At 59.8% G+C, this 19,418-nt stretch carries 17 protein-coding genes and 1 tRNA gene; 5 read left to right on the forward strand and 13 right to left on the reverse strand.

The features are described from left to right. Positions 1 to 7: 7 nt before the first annotated feature. Positions 8 to 83, forward strand: a tRNA-Thr gene (locus tag LRR16_RS14700). A 377-nt stretch (positions 84 to 460) separates the two neighbouring features. On the opposite strand, the gene LRR16_RS14705 is transcribed toward LRR16_RS14700, so the two are convergent. From LRR16_RS14705 to LRR16_RS14740, 8 genes are all read right to left on the reverse strand, one after another. Continuing rightward, positions 461 to 1,219 (reverse strand): DUF6339 family protein, encoded by a 759-nt coding sequence (locus LRR16_RS14705; protein WP_232206327.1) that lies wholly within the window; start codon positions 1,217 to 1,219, stop codon positions 461 to 463. Continuing rightward, on the reverse strand, positions 1,209 to 2,051 hold the full coding sequence (locus tag LRR16_RS14710; protein ID WP_232206328.1) for a hypothetical protein: 843 nt from the start codon (positions 2,049 to 2,051) through the stop codon (positions 1,209 to 1,211). The genes LRR16_RS14705 and LRR16_RS14710 overlap by 11 nt, the downstream gene beginning before the upstream one ends. Further along, positions 2,048 to 3,961: a hypothetical protein gene (locus tag LRR16_RS14715; protein WP_232206329.1), complete on the reverse strand. Its 1,914-nt coding sequence runs from the start codon at positions 3,959 to 3,961 to the stop codon at positions 2,048 to 2,050. The genes LRR16_RS14710 and LRR16_RS14715 overlap by 4 nt, the downstream gene beginning before the upstream one ends. Before the next feature lie 357 nt (positions 3,962 to 4,318). Next, positions 4,319 to 5,599 (reverse strand): type II restriction endonuclease, encoded by a 1,281-nt coding sequence (locus LRR16_RS24510; protein ID WP_232206330.1) that lies wholly within the window; start codon positions 5,597 to 5,599, stop codon positions 4,319 to 4,321. 148 nt (positions 5,600 to 5,747) lie between these two features. Further along, positions 5,748 to 6,212, reverse strand: a complete 465-nt coding sequence (locus LRR16_RS14725; RefSeq protein ID WP_255674136.1) for a very short patch repair endonuclease — start codon at positions 6,210 to 6,212, stop codon at positions 5,748 to 5,750. Positions 6,213 to 6,465: 253 nt separating this feature from the next. Continuing rightward, positions 6,466 to 7,896: a DNA (cytosine-5-)-methyltransferase gene (gene dcm / locus LRR16_RS14730; RefSeq protein WP_232206331.1), complete on the reverse strand. Its 1,431-nt coding sequence runs from the start codon at positions 7,894 to 7,896 to the stop codon at positions 6,466 to 6,468. A 271-nt stretch (positions 7,897 to 8,167) separates the two neighbouring features. Then, entirely contained in the window at positions 8,168 to 8,884 is a 717-nt protein-coding gene (locus LRR16_RS14735) for a FadR/GntR family transcriptional regulator (RefSeq protein WP_232206332.1), read from the reverse strand. 129 nt (positions 8,885 to 9,013) lie between these two features. Next, positions 9,014 to 10,345, reverse strand: a complete 1,332-nt coding sequence (locus tag LRR16_RS14740; RefSeq protein WP_232206333.1) for an MFS transporter — start codon at positions 10,343 to 10,345, stop codon at positions 9,014 to 9,016. A gap of 203 nt (positions 10,346 to 10,548) precedes the next feature. On the opposite strand from LRR16_RS14740, the gene LRR16_RS14745 reads away from it, so the two are divergent. Beyond that, entirely contained in the window at positions 10,549 to 11,112 is a 564-nt protein-coding gene (locus LRR16_RS14745) for an ureidoglycolate lyase (RefSeq protein ID WP_064577013.1), read from the forward strand. 79 nt (positions 11,113 to 11,191) lie between these two features. Here LRR16_RS14745 and LRR16_RS14750 read toward each other — a convergent pair whose 3' ends face one another. After that, positions 11,192 to 11,434, reverse strand: a complete 243-nt coding sequence (locus LRR16_RS14750; RefSeq protein WP_006575799.1) for a DUF2164 family protein — start codon at positions 11,432 to 11,434, stop codon at positions 11,192 to 11,194. Positions 11,435 to 11,605: 171 nt separating this feature from the next. Here LRR16_RS14750 and LRR16_RS14755 point away from each other — a divergent pair, with 171 nt between their 5' ends. Continuing rightward, positions 11,606 to 12,484 (forward strand): glycosyltransferase, encoded by an 879-nt coding sequence (locus tag LRR16_RS14755; RefSeq protein ID WP_232206334.1) that lies wholly within the window; start codon positions 11,606 to 11,608, stop codon positions 12,482 to 12,484. 51 nt (positions 12,485 to 12,535) lie between these two features. Here the strand turns inward: LRR16_RS14755 and LRR16_RS14760 are convergent, their stop codons facing one another. Next, a complete protein-coding gene (locus tag LRR16_RS14760) occupies positions 12,536 to 13,339 on the reverse strand; it encodes a hypothetical protein (protein WP_232206335.1) in 804 nt (267 codons plus the stop codon). 76 nt (positions 13,340 to 13,415) lie between these two features. Between LRR16_RS14760 and LRR16_RS14765 the strand changes: the two genes are divergently transcribed. Further along, positions 13,416 to 13,718 (forward strand): helix-turn-helix transcriptional regulator, encoded by a 303-nt coding sequence (locus tag LRR16_RS14765; RefSeq protein ID WP_232206336.1) that lies wholly within the window; start codon positions 13,416 to 13,418, stop codon positions 13,716 to 13,718. Here LRR16_RS14765 and LRR16_RS14770 read toward each other — a convergent pair. Further along, positions 13,709 to 13,936 carry a hypothetical protein gene (locus tag LRR16_RS14770; RefSeq protein WP_006575803.1) on the reverse strand — a complete coding sequence of 76 codons (228 nt, stop codon included), beginning with the start codon at positions 13,934 to 13,936 and terminating at the stop codon, positions 13,709 to 13,711. The two genes, LRR16_RS14765 and LRR16_RS14770, sit on opposite strands and share 10 nt — an antisense overlap. A gap of 142 nt (positions 13,937 to 14,078) precedes the next feature. Between LRR16_RS14770 and ettA the strand changes: the two genes are divergently transcribed. After that, positions 14,079 to 15,746 carry an energy-dependent translational throttle protein EttA gene (gene ettA / locus LRR16_RS14775; RefSeq protein WP_006575804.1) on the forward strand — a complete coding sequence of 556 codons (1,668 nt, stop codon included), beginning with the start codon at positions 14,079 to 14,081 and terminating at the stop codon, positions 15,744 to 15,746. A gap of 283 nt (positions 15,747 to 16,029) precedes the next feature. Here ettA and LRR16_RS14780 read toward each other — a convergent pair whose 3' ends face one another. Continuing rightward, a complete protein-coding gene (locus LRR16_RS14780) occupies positions 16,030 to 17,592 on the reverse strand; it encodes a class I adenylate-forming enzyme family protein (RefSeq protein WP_232206337.1) in 1,563 nt (520 codons plus the stop codon). A 29-nt stretch (positions 17,593 to 17,621) separates the two neighbouring features. Beyond that, entirely contained in the window at positions 17,622 to 19,397 is a 1,776-nt protein-coding gene (locus LRR16_RS14785) for a long-chain-fatty-acid--CoA ligase (RefSeq protein ID WP_232206338.1), read from the reverse strand. Positions 19,398 to 19,418: the final 21 nt, after the last annotated feature.

Below are 19,418 nucleotides of genomic sequence, written 5' to 3' on the forward strand. Positions count from 1 at the left end.
CATTCATGCCGGCTTAGCTCATCAGGTAGAGCAGTTGATTTGTAATCATCAGGTGGCGGGTTCGAGTCCTGCAGCCGGCACCAAAGAGTTCAAGGGTTACGCGAGTTTCGCGTGACCCTTTTGCTTTTGTGGGCGCTGCATGTCCGTACAATGGGCAGTTGCTATGGTGCCAAAAGCACCCATGTACCAATACTGGAGCGTGATACTTTGGCAGGATGAGGCAGCAAGTCTCTTCGATGCAACCGATAGCGAAAGCCTGAGGAATGTAAAAGCTACCGTACTACCAGCTCGGGTCGAGTATCCATTCCTCGGATGTTTGGCATCATCTGACTTCCTGTCGCTTTCGAGAACACATCCATGTTCATGCGCCGGGGCGTCATTCGTGTCAGCCTTCCGGGTCTCACCCCCGCGCCCGCGAACAATTAACACCGCAAAAGAGTGAAGCCTTGGGCTGGCTCCTTCAAGTTCCGCGCGATAAGTGAATTTCCGCTTTGGCCACACAGCTCGCAACTAGCCTATCAGCTTCATTTTGCGTGAGGGCTTCGAATAAAACCCCTCCTCCATCGCGATTTAGCGCAATCATGAATTGTCGGAATGCTGCTTCCGTCGATGTGAGCCAAGATATTGATTTCATCGCGCGAACGACCGCTTTAGCAAGGGGCCCTCGGGCTGCGGTGCCAGGTCTCTCAACAAAAGCTTGTCGGATATCGGCAGTCTTCAGAATGAGACGAAGAGTCCCTTCTGGATCTGAAGGGTCGGCTATCTTTGCTATGTGCACATTCCACCACAACTTGGAAACGGCATTGTCGTCCCGAACGCCCGTACGTCCTTGAGCAAAAAAGTGAAGCGCCACTGATTTGTCCAATTGGTCGTCTTTGATCTTCCGTAGCCAACGGGCGCGCGTGTAGTCTATGCACTCTATGTGAGTGAGACGTACCCAGACGCGTTCTTCACGGGCTATGGCGGGAGTCATGCCTTCGAGCGCTTGGTGGACGAGGAGGGAGTTTCGTACGTAGGCTTCAGCTGTCTCCTCTGCTCCGTCAAGCATGGAGAATTTTTCGCGGTCAATGCGTACGACGGAACTTTCAATTTCCCATCCGTTGTCCCCTAAAAGATCCTTGAAATCCCCGATCTTATAGCGCTGCCGGTTGGTGGAAATGTCCTCGTATAACTGTTGTAATTTTGCTTCCGACAGGAATTTAAGCGCTTCACTCGCCATGGACGTCGCCTACCAAAATGCTGTCAAGTGTGCGAATGGGGTTTTCGAGTAGCGCCTGCGCATCTTCGAGAATTGACTTGCCAGCTCCCGGGGTAATGCCTTTGGCGTCGCACCGTGCCATAAATGGCTTAAACCACCGCCGAGACTCATAAGAATCCTGGGCATCTCGAATTGCATCAAGTACTTCCATGATCGCCGGTAAATAAACCGCATTCATGATTACAGGGGCACCCGCTGACTGTCCCCGAAGTAGGCTGATCATTTTATATGTATTGGGCGCTACCAAAATAGCTATGCGGTTTCTGTCAAGGATGACTTGAATTTTCCCTTCGGGAATGTCGCGTGATGTGTCGAGTTCAAAGATGCTTTCGATAGGCGTGAGTTTTGCTAGTCCAACGCTGATAATCGATTCGTCACCTATGGCAATAATATCGCCATTCTCTAGTGAAATAGGTGGGGCGAATTCGGCATGAATCGTGCCGGGATCCCAGTCTGTGAGTGGGTCAGTTAGCCAAATTATGGGCCGCAACAGAACGCGATTTAACAATGCGCCTGGGGGAAAGTCGAAGCGGCCGGAGTCCCACGCAAGTCGGCGTAGTTCAGTGAAATATGTATCATTACATCGAATAAAGCAGCCAACTGCTGCCCGGTTGCTTTCAAGCAAGCTTTTGATCCCGGGCTCTGTGAGGCTGATTCGATAGTCTAGGGAAAGTGATCCAGTTTCACGATTCTCCTCCACGCGGAAATCGATATTGAACTCGCCTGAAGTGAAGTCGCCAGTGAACGGGCTCAAGACAGGGTGCGGAAATCGAGTATCGTCGGATAGCCTCATGCTAGCGCTCCGCGAGCGTCTGCCGTCATTGCGAGGAGTTCAATCGGCCCTTCGTAGGGCTCATCAAATGATACGGAAAATGAATAACGCTGCCCTGCTTCTACGTGCAGATTGACAGTGCCGTGCGAAAGCGTACCGATGCCGCAGGCGGTAAGCATCAGCTTGTCTGGAGCATTTACGCCGAGCGCTTGCACTGTGAGTGCCACACGTCCTGACCTTACGGGGCTGAAATACAGAACACGATCCCGTGCTTTGCCGTTCATGTCTCGTTCTATCCGATTTCGGACATCTCTCAGTTCCACTGCAATTTGAGTAGCCGTTGAGCCTGAATCTCCGCCGCCGCCTCCTCCGCCGGGACCAACTTTTCCGCGTCCGCTTGGGTCGCGCTTGGGCCCGCCAGAGCGCTTGCCGGCTTGTCCACCTGAAGCACCTTCATCCGTACTAGGTTGACCACCTTTGAGCCGTTCGCGTTTAGCGGCATCATAGGTGTACTTTTCGGGGTCGCTCTCGGCGTTGGAGCCGGGCTGGGCATCGGCCTTCCCTGGCTCGGCGAAGAAGCGTCCCAGTTCGTCTAGAACAACCGATCCTTGAGGTTGTACCCCCGCAGTATCGCGGATCATGTCGCGAATGCGTTCCCCGAGTTTCCGCATTGCGCGTGTCGCGGCAGAGCGCTTTATAGGATCAGCTATACGCTCGGCCGAAAACGCACTATGAGCGGGGTTCTCCAGTTTTTTCAGCAACTTGCCCGCTTCGCCGTCGTGGGGTTCGACCAAGACAATGAAGTCTCGCGATCCAGGAAAACGTGCCAACGCATGCCCGAAGTGACGTAGGTTGTCCGTAATAAGCATCCCGTTCCGGATGAAACCCACCCTGCGAGGCATGTCTACTTCAGTAAGAATGCGAACTCGAATTTGTCCGAGCTCGGGGATATCGAAAATCTCCTCCTTGGCCATCTCCGATACGAGGCAACGATATAGCTGGCGGGCGAACTCCAGATCCGCGAGGTGACCTGTATTTTCTGCGGCCGACTTGATATCATCGCGGGACATTAGATTTTCGAGGGTATTTCTATTGACCTTTATTCTTCCAGAATCAACCTCAAAAGCAATGTCCTCCCGATGAATGGCGCCAAAGAAATTGGAGACGAGCGAGTATGTCATTCGCTCAGCCCAGTCTTTTGATTTCCGAAAGCCCATGCAAAAAATGGACGTTCCAGCTTCGTCCCGCCTCATCCATTGGGGTACTTGTGCGGGGTCGCAGATGGCGCGAAAGTCCGTCTTGTCGCCCCAATAACCCGTTGCGCGGCGCATTACGCCTTGAGGATCCGTGTGCGAAGCAAGCTTGACTTTTCCTTGCGCAGCAAAATGCACTGACCCGGAGAGTGGTTCTTTGTAGATTGTTGAATAGAACAATGTCTGCAGGTCGGAAACGGCAAAAGAGGCATTTTTGCCAATTCCGAACGATCCACCGGAAGTTTCGCTCTCCTTTTTGCTCACTCCGGAACCCTTTAGCAGCGAGTGAAAGGGCGTCCCGGGTTCATCGGGAGGCCCCATGAGTCCTTTAGTGTTGTAGTCCGCAATTTTCAACACCGCAATCGTGGGGCGGTCGGCGGTTGCGCACGCGTTCGCAAAGAACTCTTTAGCCCGTTCCTCACGAGCTTCGGCACTACATGCTGACAATGCGCTTCTGAGGGGATCATACGATGGAAACTCGTGGGGCGATATTTCGAATACATCGAACGTCATGCGCACCGGTGCACCGTTGTCGGCCGCAGCGTCGCGCGAATTCTGTCCCGCCTCGCGAGCGCAGCTCGCATAGGGAGCGTCCCGGAATGTCTCGATGCCCGCATCGCCAAGACCCTCTTCCTCGCCTGCTTCGTTCTTCAGAAACTCCAGTATTGGTTTGATCATTTTCTTCCCCAGGAGTCTGTACCGCTATTCCCTCATTGATCGAGCTTGATGTACGCTGCGCTGCCGGTGTCACCCTCGCCGAATCTCGATCGGGCTTGGTTGAAGATGCACTTCGACTTGGCTGGTTGTCAATCAAGCGTATGTCGTTCAGAGCGCGATTTATGCTAGCGACGCCCATTGGGTCAGGTTACTGACCCTAAGCTCCGCGCGTGCGATGACCTCCTCCGTGCACTGCGTTCTCGGGGGCAAAAAGGGTGAAGACGATTCATGGCAGTTTTTTCCATGGGAGGTCCGGCGCCTCTAAATGGCAGGGCCGACTCGATGAGGGCTACGCGGTCGTATCCCTATCGCTGGAAGTCAACTAATGTGGTTCGAACGGGTTATTTGACCTACATATAAATTAGTGGTCCCTCGCAAGAGCTCGACGAATCCTGCGACTGTCGTGATTTGATCCTGTTGTTGCGGCAAATACGACTCGTGTAGGGGCTGCGGCACGACGAGATGAACGTTCGACCGCCGCATTTCAGAAGTTTGAGCAAGCGATATACCGGGTTCGAGGGTAAGCAGGTGCTTTGGCGAGATCCGGTCCGCTTCAGCCAAGACCTGCCGCCACCGGTCCTTGCAGGAAGTTTTGGCTGCCAGCATCATAAGCTGCGCGTCGGGAAAAGAGGCGTCGTGATATTCGGCTTCTCCGGGGAAGAGGAAATCCGGGCCATTGCGTTTTTCGGTTCTCGCCTCACGTTTGAATACGATGTTATGCGCTCGTAGCAGTGCTTCAATATGGTTGCACAAGGCCCAACCTGCTCGCGACTTCCTTCGGTTGTGCACCGACAGTGAGTATGCGAGAAAGGCGTCGACATCTGGCTGGCCTTGGACCATAAATCCCCGTTGCAAACGCTGGCCGACAAAATACTTCTCGAGCGTCATGAAAAGACGCTCTTCTAGATCCATCCACCGCAGGAGTGAGCTATCGGGGTCAGCGACCGGGTCCGCATCGGCCGCCATTCGTCTGGCGAAATGCGAGAACTTCACTGTCGACGGGAACGAATTTTCGCGGGCTTCCTTGAAGTGGTTAAGTAGCTTCTCAAGCAGACCGTCTTCCGTTACTACGACCTCCACATTGATGAGCTCAAGGACGTGGCGGGCTGCGATATCGAGAAAGCGCCCTCCACCTTCCCGGAGGTCAATCTGCTGGAGGTCCGTGTTCTCACTGTCCTGCAATCCGAAGAGCCAGAGGAGCTGGCGCTCAATCGAACTTTGCCGTTTGCAGAACAGCGCCAGGACAGGGCCATCTTTGGGCTTGCAGAGAAACAGGCGGTCTCCCGGTTTCGCACGGTAGGCAACCTCCTCGGCCGCCGCCGGGTAATACAGCCTGTACTCGGCATTGCGGTGCGACTTTCCTCGCCGGCTGTCATACCAAGTACCGTGCAATGGAAGAGCCGATGGTTCTGCATCATCTTCCAGCCATACATAAGTAACCGGTATGGACGTTTTTTCTGCGGGCGTGCCTAAAAAGGCACGGAATACATCGATACCCTGAAATTCATGGCCATTTGAAACGGTGGGATCTATCTCAGTACCCTTGAGAATTTTTGTCCCTACGCCGTGAAAGTAATCCGACAGTGCGCCCTTATTCACGCTTCACCATTGATCCAAGCTGGCGGTGCGCGTCTTGCGCGCCGATAGCTTGGGAGCGTACATGTGAAGAAGACGTGACGTCAATATATCCAACCGACGGTATTAGAAGCGGCGGGAGGTTCAGCGTGGTCATATCGTGTTGGAGGCGTTACTTTGGGGAGCGGGCTTTGGGCGGACGTTGCGGCCACTCGGCTACGGTGTCGGGTGCTTCGAAAAACGCCTCTATTTCGCACAGTTCGTTGCCTCGATGCCGAAGGCCACACTCCCAGATGATTAGTACACGCCATCCTAAGCGGATTAGCGCTTCGATATGACGGCTATCTCGTTCCGCGTTACCAGCAAGTTTTGACGCCCAAAAATCAGGCCGGGTTGCGGGAGTCGCTGCATACGCACATCCTTGATGTTGGTGCCAAAAACAACCATGGACAAAAATGGCAACCTTGTATTTCGCAAGCACAAGATCGGGCGTTCCGGGAAAATCTTTCCGGTGAAGGCGGAATCGATATCCGCGGGCGTGCAGGAAGCGACGTACCGATAGTTCCGGAGAGGTGTCTTTGCCGCGGATTCCCGACATCATTCGCGATCGAGTTTCCCTATTGACAATGTCTACCATGTCACCACCGAGAAGGGAAATCCACGGAAGTTCATGTGCGCTGCCGAATTATGAAGTGCAAATAGATGTGTGGCGTCGAGATAATGTGTGACCAATGAATATGTCTTTTTCTGGAGACGTAAAATATTGTGTGCGCACGACAATTGCGCATATCGCTTTTACTTCCGCCCTTCGTTGAGTCACACCTCCAAAGACACCTCTTTATCGAATCCAGTGTTGCTCTGATTTGGTGAAGGAATTTTCGATTTCAATGTTAATCGGTAAATTCCATTTCCAGCTGGTGCAAAACTGGCTTGGCTTGGGCCGCCTTGGCTAACAAAATTCTGTCTTTCATCAGTTTCGCGATAGCTTCAAAAACCGGGACAACCACGGAATTCCCGAATTGCCGATACGCTTGCGTATCCGACACAGGAATGATGAAGCTGGACTCGCCTGGTTGGTCAAAGCCCATCAGTCTGGCGCACTCCTGTGGTGTAAGTCTGCGTGGCCGTTTTTTCATATTCGATTCGCTATGAAAGTCATCGGCCTCGTCAAACCCCCGGTCTACCAGTATTTCGGAGCCATCCTTGTGATACCGGGCTGACAGTGTCCGAGCGATATCGGTTGATCTCGTCAGTCCAAACCCGAAACCATTGCCCTTCAAACGATGCTTTTCGGCATACCGATATAGGTACTCCCACAGCTTGGGGGTCAGTATGTACTTTTCATCAATGTCCTTGTCAAGTAATTCGCCAAACGAAGGCTTCTTTGTTGGGACATATTTATGGATGTCTTTCAATGTAAAACCATGATGAATGCCGAGGTCACGACGAAACCCTACCAGGACGATTCTCTCGCGATGCTGCGGCAAGAAAAGCTGCGCATCGATTATTTTTGGATCTTGACCCTTGGGGGTGTTAATGTCCGCAACTTCGTACCCAAGCTCGTCCAACGTTTCGCAGATTACACGGAAGGTGCGACCCTTGTCATGGCTTTTGAGATTCTTTACGTTCTCGAGAAGAAATGCAGCCGGCCGCTTAACCGCCAATATCCGTGCTACGTCGAAGAACAGCGTTCCCTGTGTCTCGCATTCAAATCCGTGCTTTCGCCCTAGAGAATTCTTCTTGGATACTCCCGCAACAGAAAAAGGCTGACAGGGAAAGCCGGCCAGCAATACGTCATGATTCGGTATTTCGCGGTCGATATTCCGGTACGCTTCCTCTTCGGTGACGTTGGGTCTATTTGATAGTGTGATGTCCCGGATGTCTAGGTTGAAGCGATGGCGTTCCGGGTCACAGAAATGGTTCGCCTTATATGTTCGCACAGCATTCTTGTCCCACTCGGACGTGAACAGGCATTCTCCGCCAATGCTCTCAAAGCCTTTCCGAATTCCCCCTATGCCAGCGAACAGGTCGATAAAGGTGAAGTCGGGGTCCAAAACTTTGCGGGCTGGCAGTAGCGACTCGAGGCGGCCGTACTCGGCGTGAGAAAGCTTCGGCGACGCCTTTCCTTTGACCCATCGATTGATGGTTTCCCTGCACCAGTGTCCCGGACTCGCCTCGTTCAATAGCTCTGCAACCTTCTTTTGGTCGTAGATCTCCAAGACACGCTTGACGAGTGTCAGGTCGTCGTCCGAAGTGATGCTCGCAGCCGTTCGCTTCGTGGGGTTAGCCTCAATCTTCACTTCAGGGTGTCGGGCGCTCATGCTCTGGGTCAAGTGTGTGACGAACGGTCACGATTCTATCCCCATTTTTTGCTGCTCGACGTTAAAACTTGAAAGATCGTGAGAGGATATCGCGGCGGATTTTCTGACGCGGGCCGGGATCTGCCGGGTGTCCCAGCTCGTTTCCGGGCTCCAAGCTTGGTGGCAGGCACTGCAGCACCTGATGGCGGCGGTCCAACTTTGTTGATTGTTGGTGTAACGGCACCGAGCTCCTCCACATGTCAATGGAGGTGCTAAACCCGAGGGACCCAAGCTATTGGCGGGACGGAGCCCCGAGGCTGCCATCCGAACTCGTCGGAAAATGCACCCCCGCCCTTTGCGCCGCCTGGACGATGTGCTCGGCCATCGCCCGCTGCGCCAGTGAAGGATCTCCCGCAGCCAACGCATCAATAATCGCCGTGTGCTCGTTGAAGGTAGCCCGCCGAGCGCCGCGCTTGTAGAACGGCAGGCGCTGGCTTTCCTGAATGATCTCCGCGCTGTTGCGCAGGATCTCCGCAATCGCCCGATTGCCGGAGATCGCGATGATCTGCATGTGGAAATCGAAATCGAGCTGCGCCGCTTGCGTGAAGTCCGACGCTTCGATGCAGGCCTGCATGGCTTCCGCATTGGCTCGCAGCGCATCGATATCGGCTGGCTCCACCACCAATGCAGCGAGCCGCGCGGTGAAATTCTCCAGCGCGAAGCGCAGCTGGTAGATGTCGGTCAGCGAATGCGAATCGGCGAAGCGCCAGGGCTGGACGGAGGGCGAGGGGTTTTCGGCGACGTAGACCCCCTTGCCTGGGCGCGGCACGATCAGACCCAATCCCTGCAAGGTCGAGAACGCTTCCCGCAGCGAGGTGCGGCTGATGCCGAGGCGCTCGGAGAGCTCGCGCTGGGAGGGCAGCAGCGAGCCCGCGGGATAGGTGCCGTCGTGGATCCACTGCTGGATCAGCCGGGCGGCATTGGCGGCGACTGCGGTCGAATTGAACATGCCTGGATGTCTGAACGAGGAAGAGCGCCAAGGCAGCAGCGGACGAACTGGCCGCGCAACGAAGCGGAGGGGCGCCGCTCAGGCAGACGATTGTACCCGAGCGTCGGCGCGCCCCTCGCGCCGCGACGCCTACTTGTTGACCAGCTTGGCAGGCACCGTGTACGTCAGCAGGGCGCCCATCAGCAGCACGCCGGCGAGGACGAACATCGCCAGGTTGGTGCTCTGCGTCGCGTCCTTGATCAGCCCGATCATGTAGGGGCTCAGGAAGCCGGCGAGGTTGGCGAAGGAGTTGATCATCGCGATGCCAGCGGCCGCGCCGGCGCCCGACAGGATGGCGGTCGGCAGGCTCCAGAACAGCGGGGAGGTGGCAAGGCTACCGCCCGCGGCCAGTGCCAGCGCGGCGAGGGACCATGTCACGTTGTCGCTGAACACGGCGCTCAGCATCAGTCCCGCAGCGCCGCAGCAGAACGGCACGATCAGATGCCAGCGGCGTTCGCGCATGCGATCGGAGCTGCGGCTGACCAGGATCATCGAGCAGACCGCGACCGAGAACGGCACCGCGGTCAGCAGGCCGATATGCAGCGCGCCCGATACGCCCGACTGCTTGATCAGCGTCGGCAGCCAGAAGGTCAATCCGTACTGGCCCATCACCGTGCAGAAGCAGATGAAGGCCATCTTGACGATGCGCGTATCGGCGAACAACGCGCGCAGCGTCGGATGGGCGTCCTTGGTTTGGCGTTCGTTCGCGATATTGCGTTCGAGCACGGCCTTCTCGGATTCGGTCAGCCACTTCGCGGAACGGATGTTGTTGTCGAGGTAGAACATCACCGCGACGCCGACGAGCAGCGAGGGGATCGCCTCGATCAGGAACATCCACTGCCAGCCGCGCAGCCCCGATACGCCCTGCATCGATTCCATGATCCAGCCCGACAGCGGCCCGCCGAAGATGCCCGACACAGGAATGGCACACATGAACAGCGCCACCATCTTGGCGCGGCGGTGCGACGGAAACCAGTAGGTCAGATACAGGATCATGCCGGGATAGAAGCCGGCCTCGGCGGCGCCGAGCAGAAGGCGCAGCACGTAGAACTGCGTCGGCGTGGTGACGAACATCATCGCCGCCGAGATTAGCGCCCAGGTAATCATGATGCGCGAGATGGTCGCCTTGGCGCCGATCCGGTGCATCAGCATGTTGCTGGGCACCTCGAAGAAGAAGTAGCCGATGAAGAAGAGGCCCGCACCCAGGCCGTACATGGCTTCGCTGAACTGCAGGTCGGCGAGCATGTGCAGCTTGGCGAAGCCGACGTTGACGCGGTCGAGATACGCAACGACGTAACACAGCATCAGGAACGGCAGCAGTCGCCATGCCACCTTGCGGTAGAGCGCGTTTTCTTGCGCGACGGCCGGGATGTCGGCCTCGGCTGCCGGCGTTATTGCCTGGCCGGCTTGGTAGGGTGTCATGGCAAGTCTCCTCGTCTTTGTTGTGTCACCGGGCCCGAATCCCAACTGGTATTACCAGTATGATCCACGCGTCAGGGCGCAACGATAACTTCTTGCCGATCTGCGTATATATCGGCGTTTACCCGTTGTCAGTGTCCGTTGACAATGGACACTCATACCGTAATACTGGTAAGACCAGTATGCGAACCCGACTTCGAATTGCCATGCCGCTGCTCACCGATTCACTGCCCCTGATCGCGCAACCGCTGACCGCGGACGCCTTCGCGCCGTTTGGCGACGTCATCGAAAGCGATGGCCACGCGCCCATCGTCATCAACCGGGGCATGTGTCATCGCTTTCACGATCTTGCCGAAGTCGACGTGTCCTCGAACGACGGACGGCCGCTGATCAATCTGTTCGAGTCGCAGCCCTATGCGCTGCCGCTGGCACTGACCTCGTTCGAGCGGCACCCGCTCGGCAGCCAGGCATTCATTCCGCTGGGGGATGCGCCGTTCCTGGTCGTGGTTGCGCCGCCTGGCGACACGGTGGAACCGCATGCGGTGCGGGCCTTCGTCACCAATGGCCGGCAGGGCGTCAACTATCGGAAGGGCGTGTGGCACCACTCCCTGATCGTGACAGAAGGCGTTGCCCGGTTCATCGTGGTGGACCGTGGCGGGCCCGGCAATAACTGCGATGAACTGGAGCTGGCCGGGGGCGCCACGCTGCGGCTGACCTTGTCGCAGACAGAGTTGGAACAGGCATCGGGAACCGAAGCCACGCTGTTCTGAGCTGCCGGCCGTATCGTTGGCCGTAACCCGGGGAAGCGAAAGGCGAAGGAGCCCTCGCCTTTCGCTCCGACGTATTGCGCTACTGATACTGCAGCAAGATATCGAGCTGCTCCGAAACATCCGTCAGCTTGCGCTCCATCACGCGTTTCGCGTCGAGCACGCCTTCGTTGTAGGCCTGCGATCGCACCAGCTTGTACAGCTTCTCGGCAAAGGGGACGACTTCCATATTGCCGACCGATACCTGAAGCTCGCTGTCGAGCAGATCCCGGACTGCGGAAGAAAACTTGATCAGGTCGAAATTGTCGTTTTGCATCGGGCTCATCGATGTCTCCTCGGTCGAGTTCAGGAATGTAATCCATCGAGCCGAATTGACGGAGCGGGGGCGGTAACCAACCAAGCGCGCCGGACGCCGATGCCCGATTTCCGGGCCCGTCACGGGGGATATGCGATCATTGGCCGCAACCGCAGAACCCGCTTTCCCCATTTGATGCTGTTGAAGTCTCTTTCCAAAATCCGCCGCTCGCGGACCGATTCGCCACCCGAAGTCTCCATCATCGTCCCCTGCTACAACCAGGCGGCCGTGATCGCCGACACGCTGAAATCGGTGCAGCGCCAGACCTACCGGCACTGGCGCTGCATCGTGGTCGACGACGGCTCCACCGACGATACCGCGCAGCGCGTGCAGGCCTTTGTGCAGAAGGACCGCCGCTTCACCTATATCCGCAAGCAGAACGGCGGCGTGGCGTCGGCGCGCAATCTCGGCATCCGGCTGACTGGGGGCGAATACATCGTGCCGCTCGATGGAGACGACAAGATCCATCCGGACTACCTGCGCCGCGCGATCCGGCATTTCCGCAGCCAGCCGGATACCGCGCTGGTCTACTGCCAGGTCAAGCGATTTGGCGCGAAGAAGGGCAAATGGCGCTTGCCCGAATACAGCTATCAGCGGCTGCGGTTCGAAAACATGATCCACAACTGCGCGGTCTACCCGCGCGCGTTGTACGACCGGACCAGCGGCTATTCCGAAGCGATGAAGCACGGCTTCGAGGACTGGGAGTTCTATATCCGGCTGCTGGATTCCGAAGCGAAGGTGCATCGGATCGATGCGCCGCTGTTCTACTACCGCATCAGCAAGCGTTCGCGAACGACGCAGCAGTTATCGGGCGGCCATGAGCGCGAGTCGTTGGCGACGATCTATCGCAACAATACGGACGTCTATTCGGACGTAGTCGACGATCCGATTACGAGCTTCAAGATGGCGCGCCAGCTGTTCCTGCCGGACGTGGTGCGGCGCTACAAGCGGCAGCGCACGCGCATGCATCTGGGCTATCTGGCGGTGATCCTGCTGCTGGCGGTGCAGGCGTTTGATTGAATGGCGGGGCTGAGAGCCTCTCACGCCGTCGATCTGATTCGTTCCCGGAAACTACAGCGCTGCACCGGGCACGGCCGCAATATCGAACAGACTCCCGCGGAACTCATGGCTGCCGATATGCCCGACCTCGAACCAGGGCGCGCCATGGACCTTGCCGCCAAGGTCGCGCCATCGTTTGCAGAACATCAGATCCTCCGACAGCATGTCGCTGTGCTCGTCCCGTCCGAGATCGAAGAACACATGGATCCGCTCATCGCTTGAGCGATCGGGCGACTTCATGGTCGCGTCCGGATACGCCGTGGCCATTCTCTCGAATACGCCCCGCTTGATCAGCATGATGCCGGTGCCGATTCCATTGACCTCCACCGGCGTGTGGGTCTTGATACCAAGCTCCGGCCGAACGAGTTCAAACGTGCCATAGGACGCCGACACTTTGGCAAGCTGATGAGGCGCCATGTCAGCATGATTCCGCGCGGCGGCCGCGACGTTACTCCAATGGATTTCCTTGCGCGGACACACCGCCGCAATGACGTCGAGATCCGCCTCCAGCATCGCCAGCACATCGGCGCTGCGAAACACCATGTCGGCATCGATGAAAAGCAGGTGGCTGCAAGTCGTTCGCTTCAAAAACCAGTCGACCAGCAGATTGCGCGCGATGGTGATCAGGCTCGAGCTCTTGGTCCACGCATATTCGAAGCCAATACCCCGTTGATAGAACGCCGCCTGCAGTTGCAGCAGCGAATGGGTATAGGAGCCGTAGCATTGATCGTTGTAGATCGGCGATGCCACCAGCACGCTGGCGGGAGGCTGGCTGGAATGGAGTGAGTTCACGATGGTGTGGACGTAGTTCGCCAAGACGCGACACTATATCGGGCTGTTGCGCACGCGTATGTCCCATCGAATTACCGAGCGGTAACTTCCCGATCAAAAGATGCAGATAGAGGAACCTGTCTTCCCGAGCGGTAACTTGCCAGTGAACGGCGTGGTGATCCGCAATTCGGCCCAGCTAGGTGCCGTCATACGGCAACGTCGCGAGCAGTTTGAGCTGAAGCAAACGGATCTGGCGGGGCTGGGCGGCACCGGCAATCGCTTCATCGTCGATCTCGAGCGCGGCAAGCCGACGGTTCAATTGCAGAAGGTCATCGACCTGATGGACTTGCTGGGGCTTGATGTCGTGGTAAAGCCGAAAACAAGCCCCGGGTGTGGCTGGCCGTCTGGAGCGGCTCAATGGTGATGATGGTGATGATGCGCCCAATGAATATCGTTCGACTCCACGAACGACGCGACCGCATCCTTGTCGCCGGTCGCGTGGCGCATCATTTCGCCGCACTTGCAGAAGCCCTGGTACGGCGTGATATGCGAGCAGGCGGAGACCTTTTGCAGGTATAGCGTCACGGGCTTGTTGCACTTCTTGCACTTGAAGGTCAGCGTGCGGGCGGGTTTGGGGCTCATGGTGGTATTCGGCAAGCGGAAATTGGCCCGGAGGCGAGGGGCATGATGATACCGCGCCCGCACCAATCGGGTGCGGCGGCCGCGCCCGGTTTGCTACACTGCGCCATCCCCTCCAACACCGTCATTTCACTGGATAAGCCGCATGGCACAGTACGTCTATACGATGAATCGCGTGGGCAAGATCGTTCCGCCCAAGCGTCAGATCCTGAAGGATATTTCGCTGTCATTTTTCCCCGGTGCCAAGATCGGCGTGCTGGGCCTGAATGGTTCTGGCAAGTCGACCCTGCTCAAGATCATGGCCGGCGTCGACAAGGACATCGAGGGCGAAGCGATCCCGATGCCGAACCTGAATATCGGCTATCTGTCGCAGGAGCCGCAGCTCGATCCCGAGCAGACCGTGCGTGAAGCGGTCGAGGGCGGCCTGGGCGAGGTGTTCGAGGCGCGCAAGAAGCTCGAGGAAATCTACGCGGCCTACGCCGAGCCGGACGCCGACTTCGACCAGCTGGCTGCCGATCAGGCCAAGTACGAGGCGATCCTGGCCGCCAGCGACGGCAACAATGCCGAGCAGCAGCTGGAAGTCGCCGCCGACGCGCTGCGGCTGCCGCCGTGGGACGCCAAGGTCGGTCATCTGTCCGGCGGCGAGAAGCGCCGCGTCGCGCTGTGCCGGCTGCTGCTGTCGCGCCCCGACATGCTGCTGCTCGACGAGCCGACCAACCACCTGGACGCCGAATCGGTCGAATGGCTCGAGCAGTTCCTGACCCGCTTCCCGGGCACGGTCGTCGCCGTGACCCACGATCGCTACTTCCTGGACAACGCGGCCGAGTGGATCCTGGAACTGGACCGCGGGCACGGCATTCCGTGGAAGGGCAACTACAGCTCGTGGCTGGACCAGAAGGAAAACCGGCTGAAGCAGGAGGAGTCCAGCGAGTCGGCGCGGCAGAAGGCGCTGAAGAAGGAGCTGGAATGGGTACGCCAGAATCCGAAGGGCCGGCAGGCCAAGTCGAAGGCGCGTCTGGCGCGCTTCGACGAGCTGAACAGCCAGGAATACCAGAAGCGCAACGAAACCCAGGAGATCTTCATTCCGGTCGGCGAGCGGCTCGGCAATGAGGTGATCGAGTTCGAAAACGTGTCGAAGGCCTACGGCGATCGGCTGCTGATCGACAACTTGAGCTTCAAGGTGCCGCCGGGCGCGATCGTCGGCGTGATCGGTCCGAACGGTGCCGGTAAATCGACGCTGTTCCGCATGCTGACCGGCAAGGAACAGCCGGACAGCGGCTCGATCAAGATCGGCCCGACCGTCAAGCTGGCCTATGTCGACCAGAGCCGCGATGCGCTCGACGGCAGCAAGACGGTGTTCGAGGAAATCTCCGGCGGTGCCGACGTGCTGACGGTGGGCCGCTACGAAACGCCGTCGCGCGCCTATATCGGCCGCTTCAACTTCAAGGGCTCGGACCAGCAGAAGCACGTGGGCACGCTGTCGGGCGGCGAACGCGGCCGCCTGCATCTGGCCAAGACGCTGATCGCCGGCGGCAACGTGCTGCTGCTCGACGAGCCGTCCAACGACCTCGACGTCGAAACGCTGCGCGCGCTGGAAGACGCGCTGCTGGAGTTCGCCGGCTGCGTGATGGTGATCTCGCACGATCGCTGGTTCCTGGACCGGATCGCGACGCATATCCTGGCCTTCGAAGGCGACTCGCACGTCGAGTTCTTCGCCGGCAACTATCAGGAATACGAGGCCGACAAGAAGCGCCGCCTGGGCGAGGAAGCGGCCAAGCCGAAGCGTATTCGGTACAAGCCGATCGCTCGTTGAAGCGATAGCGCTTTCCCGCTCCCCCGGCCCCTCTCCCGCCTGGCGGGAGAGGGGAGAACACCGGCAGCGCTCTCAAGTTCATCACGCCTCGCGTCCGGCTTCCCCGAAGATCGGCAGCGCTTGCGATCATCATCACGGCTCGCGTCCGGCTTCCCCGAAGATCGGCAGCGCTCGTGATCATCGTCACGGCTCGCGTCCGGCTCCCCTCTCCCACTGGTGGGAGAGGGGGGGGGAGAGGGCAGGGCGGTTATCCCGGCGAGACCGTTCGCGCGTAAAAATCCAGTCAGCCTCCCCGGCCCCCCGCCTCCTCGCGATACCGCCGCCGCAATTCGTTCTTCAGCACCTTGCCGGCCGCCGACAGCGGCAGCCCATCGACATAGGCGAAACTGCGCGGGCACTTGTAGCCCGCCAGCCGTTCGCGGCACCACTGCGTCAGCTCGTCCGACAGCGCGGCGTCGTCCAGCTGCGCCAGCGAAGCACGGTCCTCCACGACCACCACCGCATGCACGCGCTCGCCCCAGCGGGCATCGGGCACGCCGATCACCGCGGCCTGCGCGACGCGCGGATGGCCGCGCAGCGCGGTCTCGACCTCGGCCGAGTAGATGTTCTCGCCGCCGGAAATGATCATGTCCTTGAGCCGGTCCGCGATGAACAGATAGCCGTCCTCGTCCATCCAGCCGCCATCGCCGGTGTGCAGCCAGCCGTCGCGCAGCGCTTGCGCGGTGGCGTCCGGCTGGTTCCAGTAGCCGCGCATCACCATCGGCCCGCGCACGACGATCTCGCCGACGGTGCCGCGCGGCACTTCGTTGCCTTGCGGATCGATGACGCGGATCTCGGCGCCAAGGCCGGCGCGGCCGACCGAATGCCGGTGCCGTTCGGCGCCGGGACCCGGACGATGATTGGCCGGCGGATTGATGCAGACCGCGGCGGCGGTCTCGGTCATGCCGTAGGCCTGGAAGAACTCGGCGTTGGGCCAGGCCTCGAGTGCGCGCGCCAGCAGGTCTGGCGGCATCGGGGCGGCGCCGAAGGCGATGCGGTTCAGGCTCTGCAGCCGCGCCGCGTCGAAGCCGGGATGATCGAGCAGCGACTGCAGCATGGTCGGCACCACGATGATGTCGGAAATCCGATGCGTCTCGATGGCCGACAGCACGATGTCGGCCCGAAACTGCGGCAGCGTCACGCAGCTACCGCCGGCGATCAGCTGTCCGATCAGCCGGCCCAGCCCGGAGACATGGAACAGCGGCGCGACCAGCAGCGATACGCTGTCCGGCGCGTTATTCAGCTCCGCGGAGCGTGCAATCGATGCCGCCCAGAAATTCGCATGCGACAGCATCACGCCCTTGGCGCGGCCGGTAGTGCCGCCGGTGTAGAGGATCGCGGCCAGCGCGTCGCCGCCGGTGCGCGTGTCGTCGAGCGGTTCGAGCTCGCCCGCTGCGGCCTCGGCGTCGGCAAGGAAGGTCTCGATCGGTACCACCGTGGCCAGGTCGCGGAGTTCCTCCCCGATCGCAGTCAGCTGCCGATCCGGCAGCAGCAGGCGCGCGCCGCAATCGCCGATCGCGTGGCGCAGCTCGTGCGCGCTCCATCGCGTATTCAGCGGACACGCCACCGCGCCGCGCCACCAGCACGCCAGCAGCATCGCGATCAGCCCGTCGCCGTTCTGCGCGAGGAGCGCCACGCGGTCGCCGCTGCCAATGCCGTGGCGCTTCAACGCCGCGGCGGCAAGTGCGACGCGCGTACCCAGTGCAGCGAAGCCGGTGGTGCGCGGCTGGCCGTCTTCGACATGGCAGATCGCGGTCTTGCCGGGATGGCGCTGTATCGCGCGGTGCAGTCCCTGGGTCAGGTACATCGCGGGGGGTCTCCGAAGCGCTCAACGGATCAGGTTTGCTGAAGCGGCCTGTCGAGACGGGCACGGTCGGTTTCGCGAAGCTCCGCCTCCGCATCCCTCTCCGCGGCACGGCATTGCTCCTGCTGGATCTCGCGCCACAGCACCTTGCCCGTACCTGACTTCGGCAGCGCACTGCGGAACTCGACGGCCCGTGGCGTCTTGTACGCCGCCATCCGCTCGCGGCACCATGCGATCAGTTCGGCGGCTTCCAGCGTCGCGCCGGGCTTGAGCACAACCACCGCCTTGACCGATTCGCCCTGCCGCCTGTCCGGCATCGCGACGATGCAGGCCTCGTGGATCGCCGGATGCTGGTACAGCATGGTCTCGACCTCGGCGGGCCAGACCTTGTAGCCGCTGACATTGATCATGCGCTTGAGGCGATCGCGCATGAAGAAGTAGCCTTCGTCGTCGACGCTGGCCAGGTCGCCGGTGCGAAAGAAGCGTTTGCCGTCGCGCTCGAAGAACGACTCGCGGTTCGCGGCCTCGTCGTTCCAGTAGCCGAGCATCAGCTGCTCGCCGCTGGTCACCAGCTCGCCGACCTCGCCCGGCGCCAGTGGCGCCAGCGTAGCCGGGTCGACGATGCGCGAGTCGACGCCGAAGGCCGGGATGCCGAGGCACTGACGCTTGGGACGATGCAGCGGATTGCAGTGCAGGAAGGAGGCGGTCTCGGTCATGCCATAGCCTTCGATATAGCCGAGGTCGAAGCGGGACTTCAGCATCGCGGCCACCGCCTCGGGCATTGCGGCGCCGCCGCCGTTCAGCAGCGTCAGGCTGGACAGGTCGCGCGCGCTCGCTTCCGGGTGCGCGAAAAAGTCGATCAGCATCGCCGGCGGCGCGCCCCAGGTCGTCACGCGATAGCGCTCGATCAGACGGGCCGCGGTGGCGGCGTCCCAGCGCGGCAGCATCACCACTGTCGCCCCGATCGCGATCGGCATCAGCATCGCGTTCTGCATGCCGAGCAGATGGAACAGCGGCGCCACGCCCATCACCACCGCTTCGGCATGCAGGCCGCGCCAGAGCACCGCGGAGAAGGTCGAGGCGAGCAGCGTGCGATGGGTATGCATGCAGCCCTTCGGATGGCCGGTGGTGCCCGAGGTGTAAGGCAACACGCAGAGATCGTCCGGACTGGCTTGCACATCGGGCGCGGGCAGCGCGGCGTCCAGTGCATCGCCCCAATACGTCAGGCGCGCATCGTCGAGCGCCGTGCGCGGAGCGCGCACCCAGTCGGGCAGGTCCAGCTCGGTATCCGCATCGATGGCGTCGGCATAGTTGTGCACCACCACATGGCGCAACCGGTCGCTCGCCAGCGCGGGCTGCAGCGCCGGCAGCAATTCGTGCGCCACCAGCGCGACCTGCGCGCCGCTGTCGCGCAGATAGTGGTCGAGCTCGTTGGCGGTACACATCGCATTGACCGGGACCACCACCGCACCGCAGCGGACGATCGCATGGAAGGCGACGACGAACTGCGGGCAGTTCTGGCTCATCAGCAGCACGCGCTCGCCGGGCCGCACGCCGCCATGGCGGTGCAGATGGCCGGCCAGCGCCTCGGTCTGGCGGCGCAGTTCGGCATAGCTTAGCGCACGGCCGTAGAAGACGATCGCCGGCTTGTCGGGATAGCGGTCGGCCTGCACCGACAGGTTGTGGCACAGCGTGACGCGCGGCACGCGGATGCGATGCGGCAGTCCCCGCGGCCAGCTGCCGAACCACGCCGCCTGCTCCGATTGGCTCGTTGGGAATACTGCAGAAGGCACTGCTTCGGATGTCATGCCTGCTGGTCTCCTGTCATT

This window comes from Cupriavidus sp. UGS-1, from assembly GCF_021213615.1.
Taxonomy (GTDB): Bacteria; Pseudomonadota; Gammaproteobacteria; order Burkholderiales; family Burkholderiaceae; genus Cupriavidus.

Excerpts from the sequence above, each read along its gene's own strand:
- LRR16_RS14705 (WP_232206327.1), bottom strand. The coding sequence starts at position 1,219 with ATGGCGAGTGAAGCGCTTAAATTCCTGTCGGAAGCAAAATTACAACAG.
- LRR16_RS14710 (WP_232206328.1), bottom strand. The coding sequence starts at position 2,051 with ATGAGGCTATCCGACGATACTCGATTTCCGCACCCTGTCTTGAGCCCG.
- LRR16_RS14715 (WP_232206329.1), bottom strand. The coding sequence starts at position 3,961 with ATGATCAAACCAATACTGGAGTTTCTGAAGAACGAAGCAGGCGAGGAA.
- LRR16_RS14725 (WP_255674136.1), bottom strand. The coding sequence starts at position 6,212 with ATGGTAGACATTGTCAATAGGGAAACTCGATCGCGAATGATGTCGGGA.
- dcm (WP_232206331.1), bottom strand. The coding sequence starts at position 7,896 with ATGAGCGCCCGACACCCTGAAGTGAAGATTGAGGCTAACCCCACGAAG.
- LRR16_RS14735 (WP_232206332.1), bottom strand. The coding sequence starts at position 8,884 with ATGTTCAATTCGACCGCAGTCGCCGCCAATGCCGCCCGGCTGATCCAG.
- LRR16_RS14740 (WP_232206333.1), bottom strand. The coding sequence starts at position 10,345 with ATGACACCCTACCAAGCCGGCCAGGCAATAACGCCGGCAGCCGAGGCC.
- LRR16_RS14745 (WP_064577013.1), top strand. The coding sequence starts at position 10,549 with ATGCCGCTGCTCACCGATTCACTGCCCCTGATCGCGCAACCGCTGACC.
- LRR16_RS14750 (WP_006575799.1), bottom strand. The coding sequence starts at position 11,434 with ATGAGCCCGATGCAAAACGACAATTTCGACCTGATCAAGTTTTCTTCC.
- LRR16_RS14765 (WP_232206336.1), top strand. The coding sequence starts at position 13,416 with ATGCAGATAGAGGAACCTGTCTTCCCGAGCGGTAACTTGCCAGTGAAC.
- LRR16_RS14770 (WP_006575803.1), bottom strand. The coding sequence starts at position 13,936 with ATGAGCCCCAAACCCGCCCGCACGCTGACCTTCAAGTGCAAGAAGTGC.
- ettA (WP_006575804.1), top strand. The coding sequence starts at position 14,079 with ATGGCACAGTACGTCTATACGATGAATCGCGTGGGCAAGATCGTTCCG.
- LRR16_RS14780 (WP_232206337.1), bottom strand. The coding sequence starts at position 17,592 with ATGTACCTGACCCAGGGACTGCACCGCGCGATACAGCGCCATCCCGGC.
- LRR16_RS14785 (WP_232206338.1), bottom strand. The coding sequence starts at position 19,397 with ATGACATCCGAAGCAGTGCCTTCTGCAGTATTCCCAACGAGCCAATCG.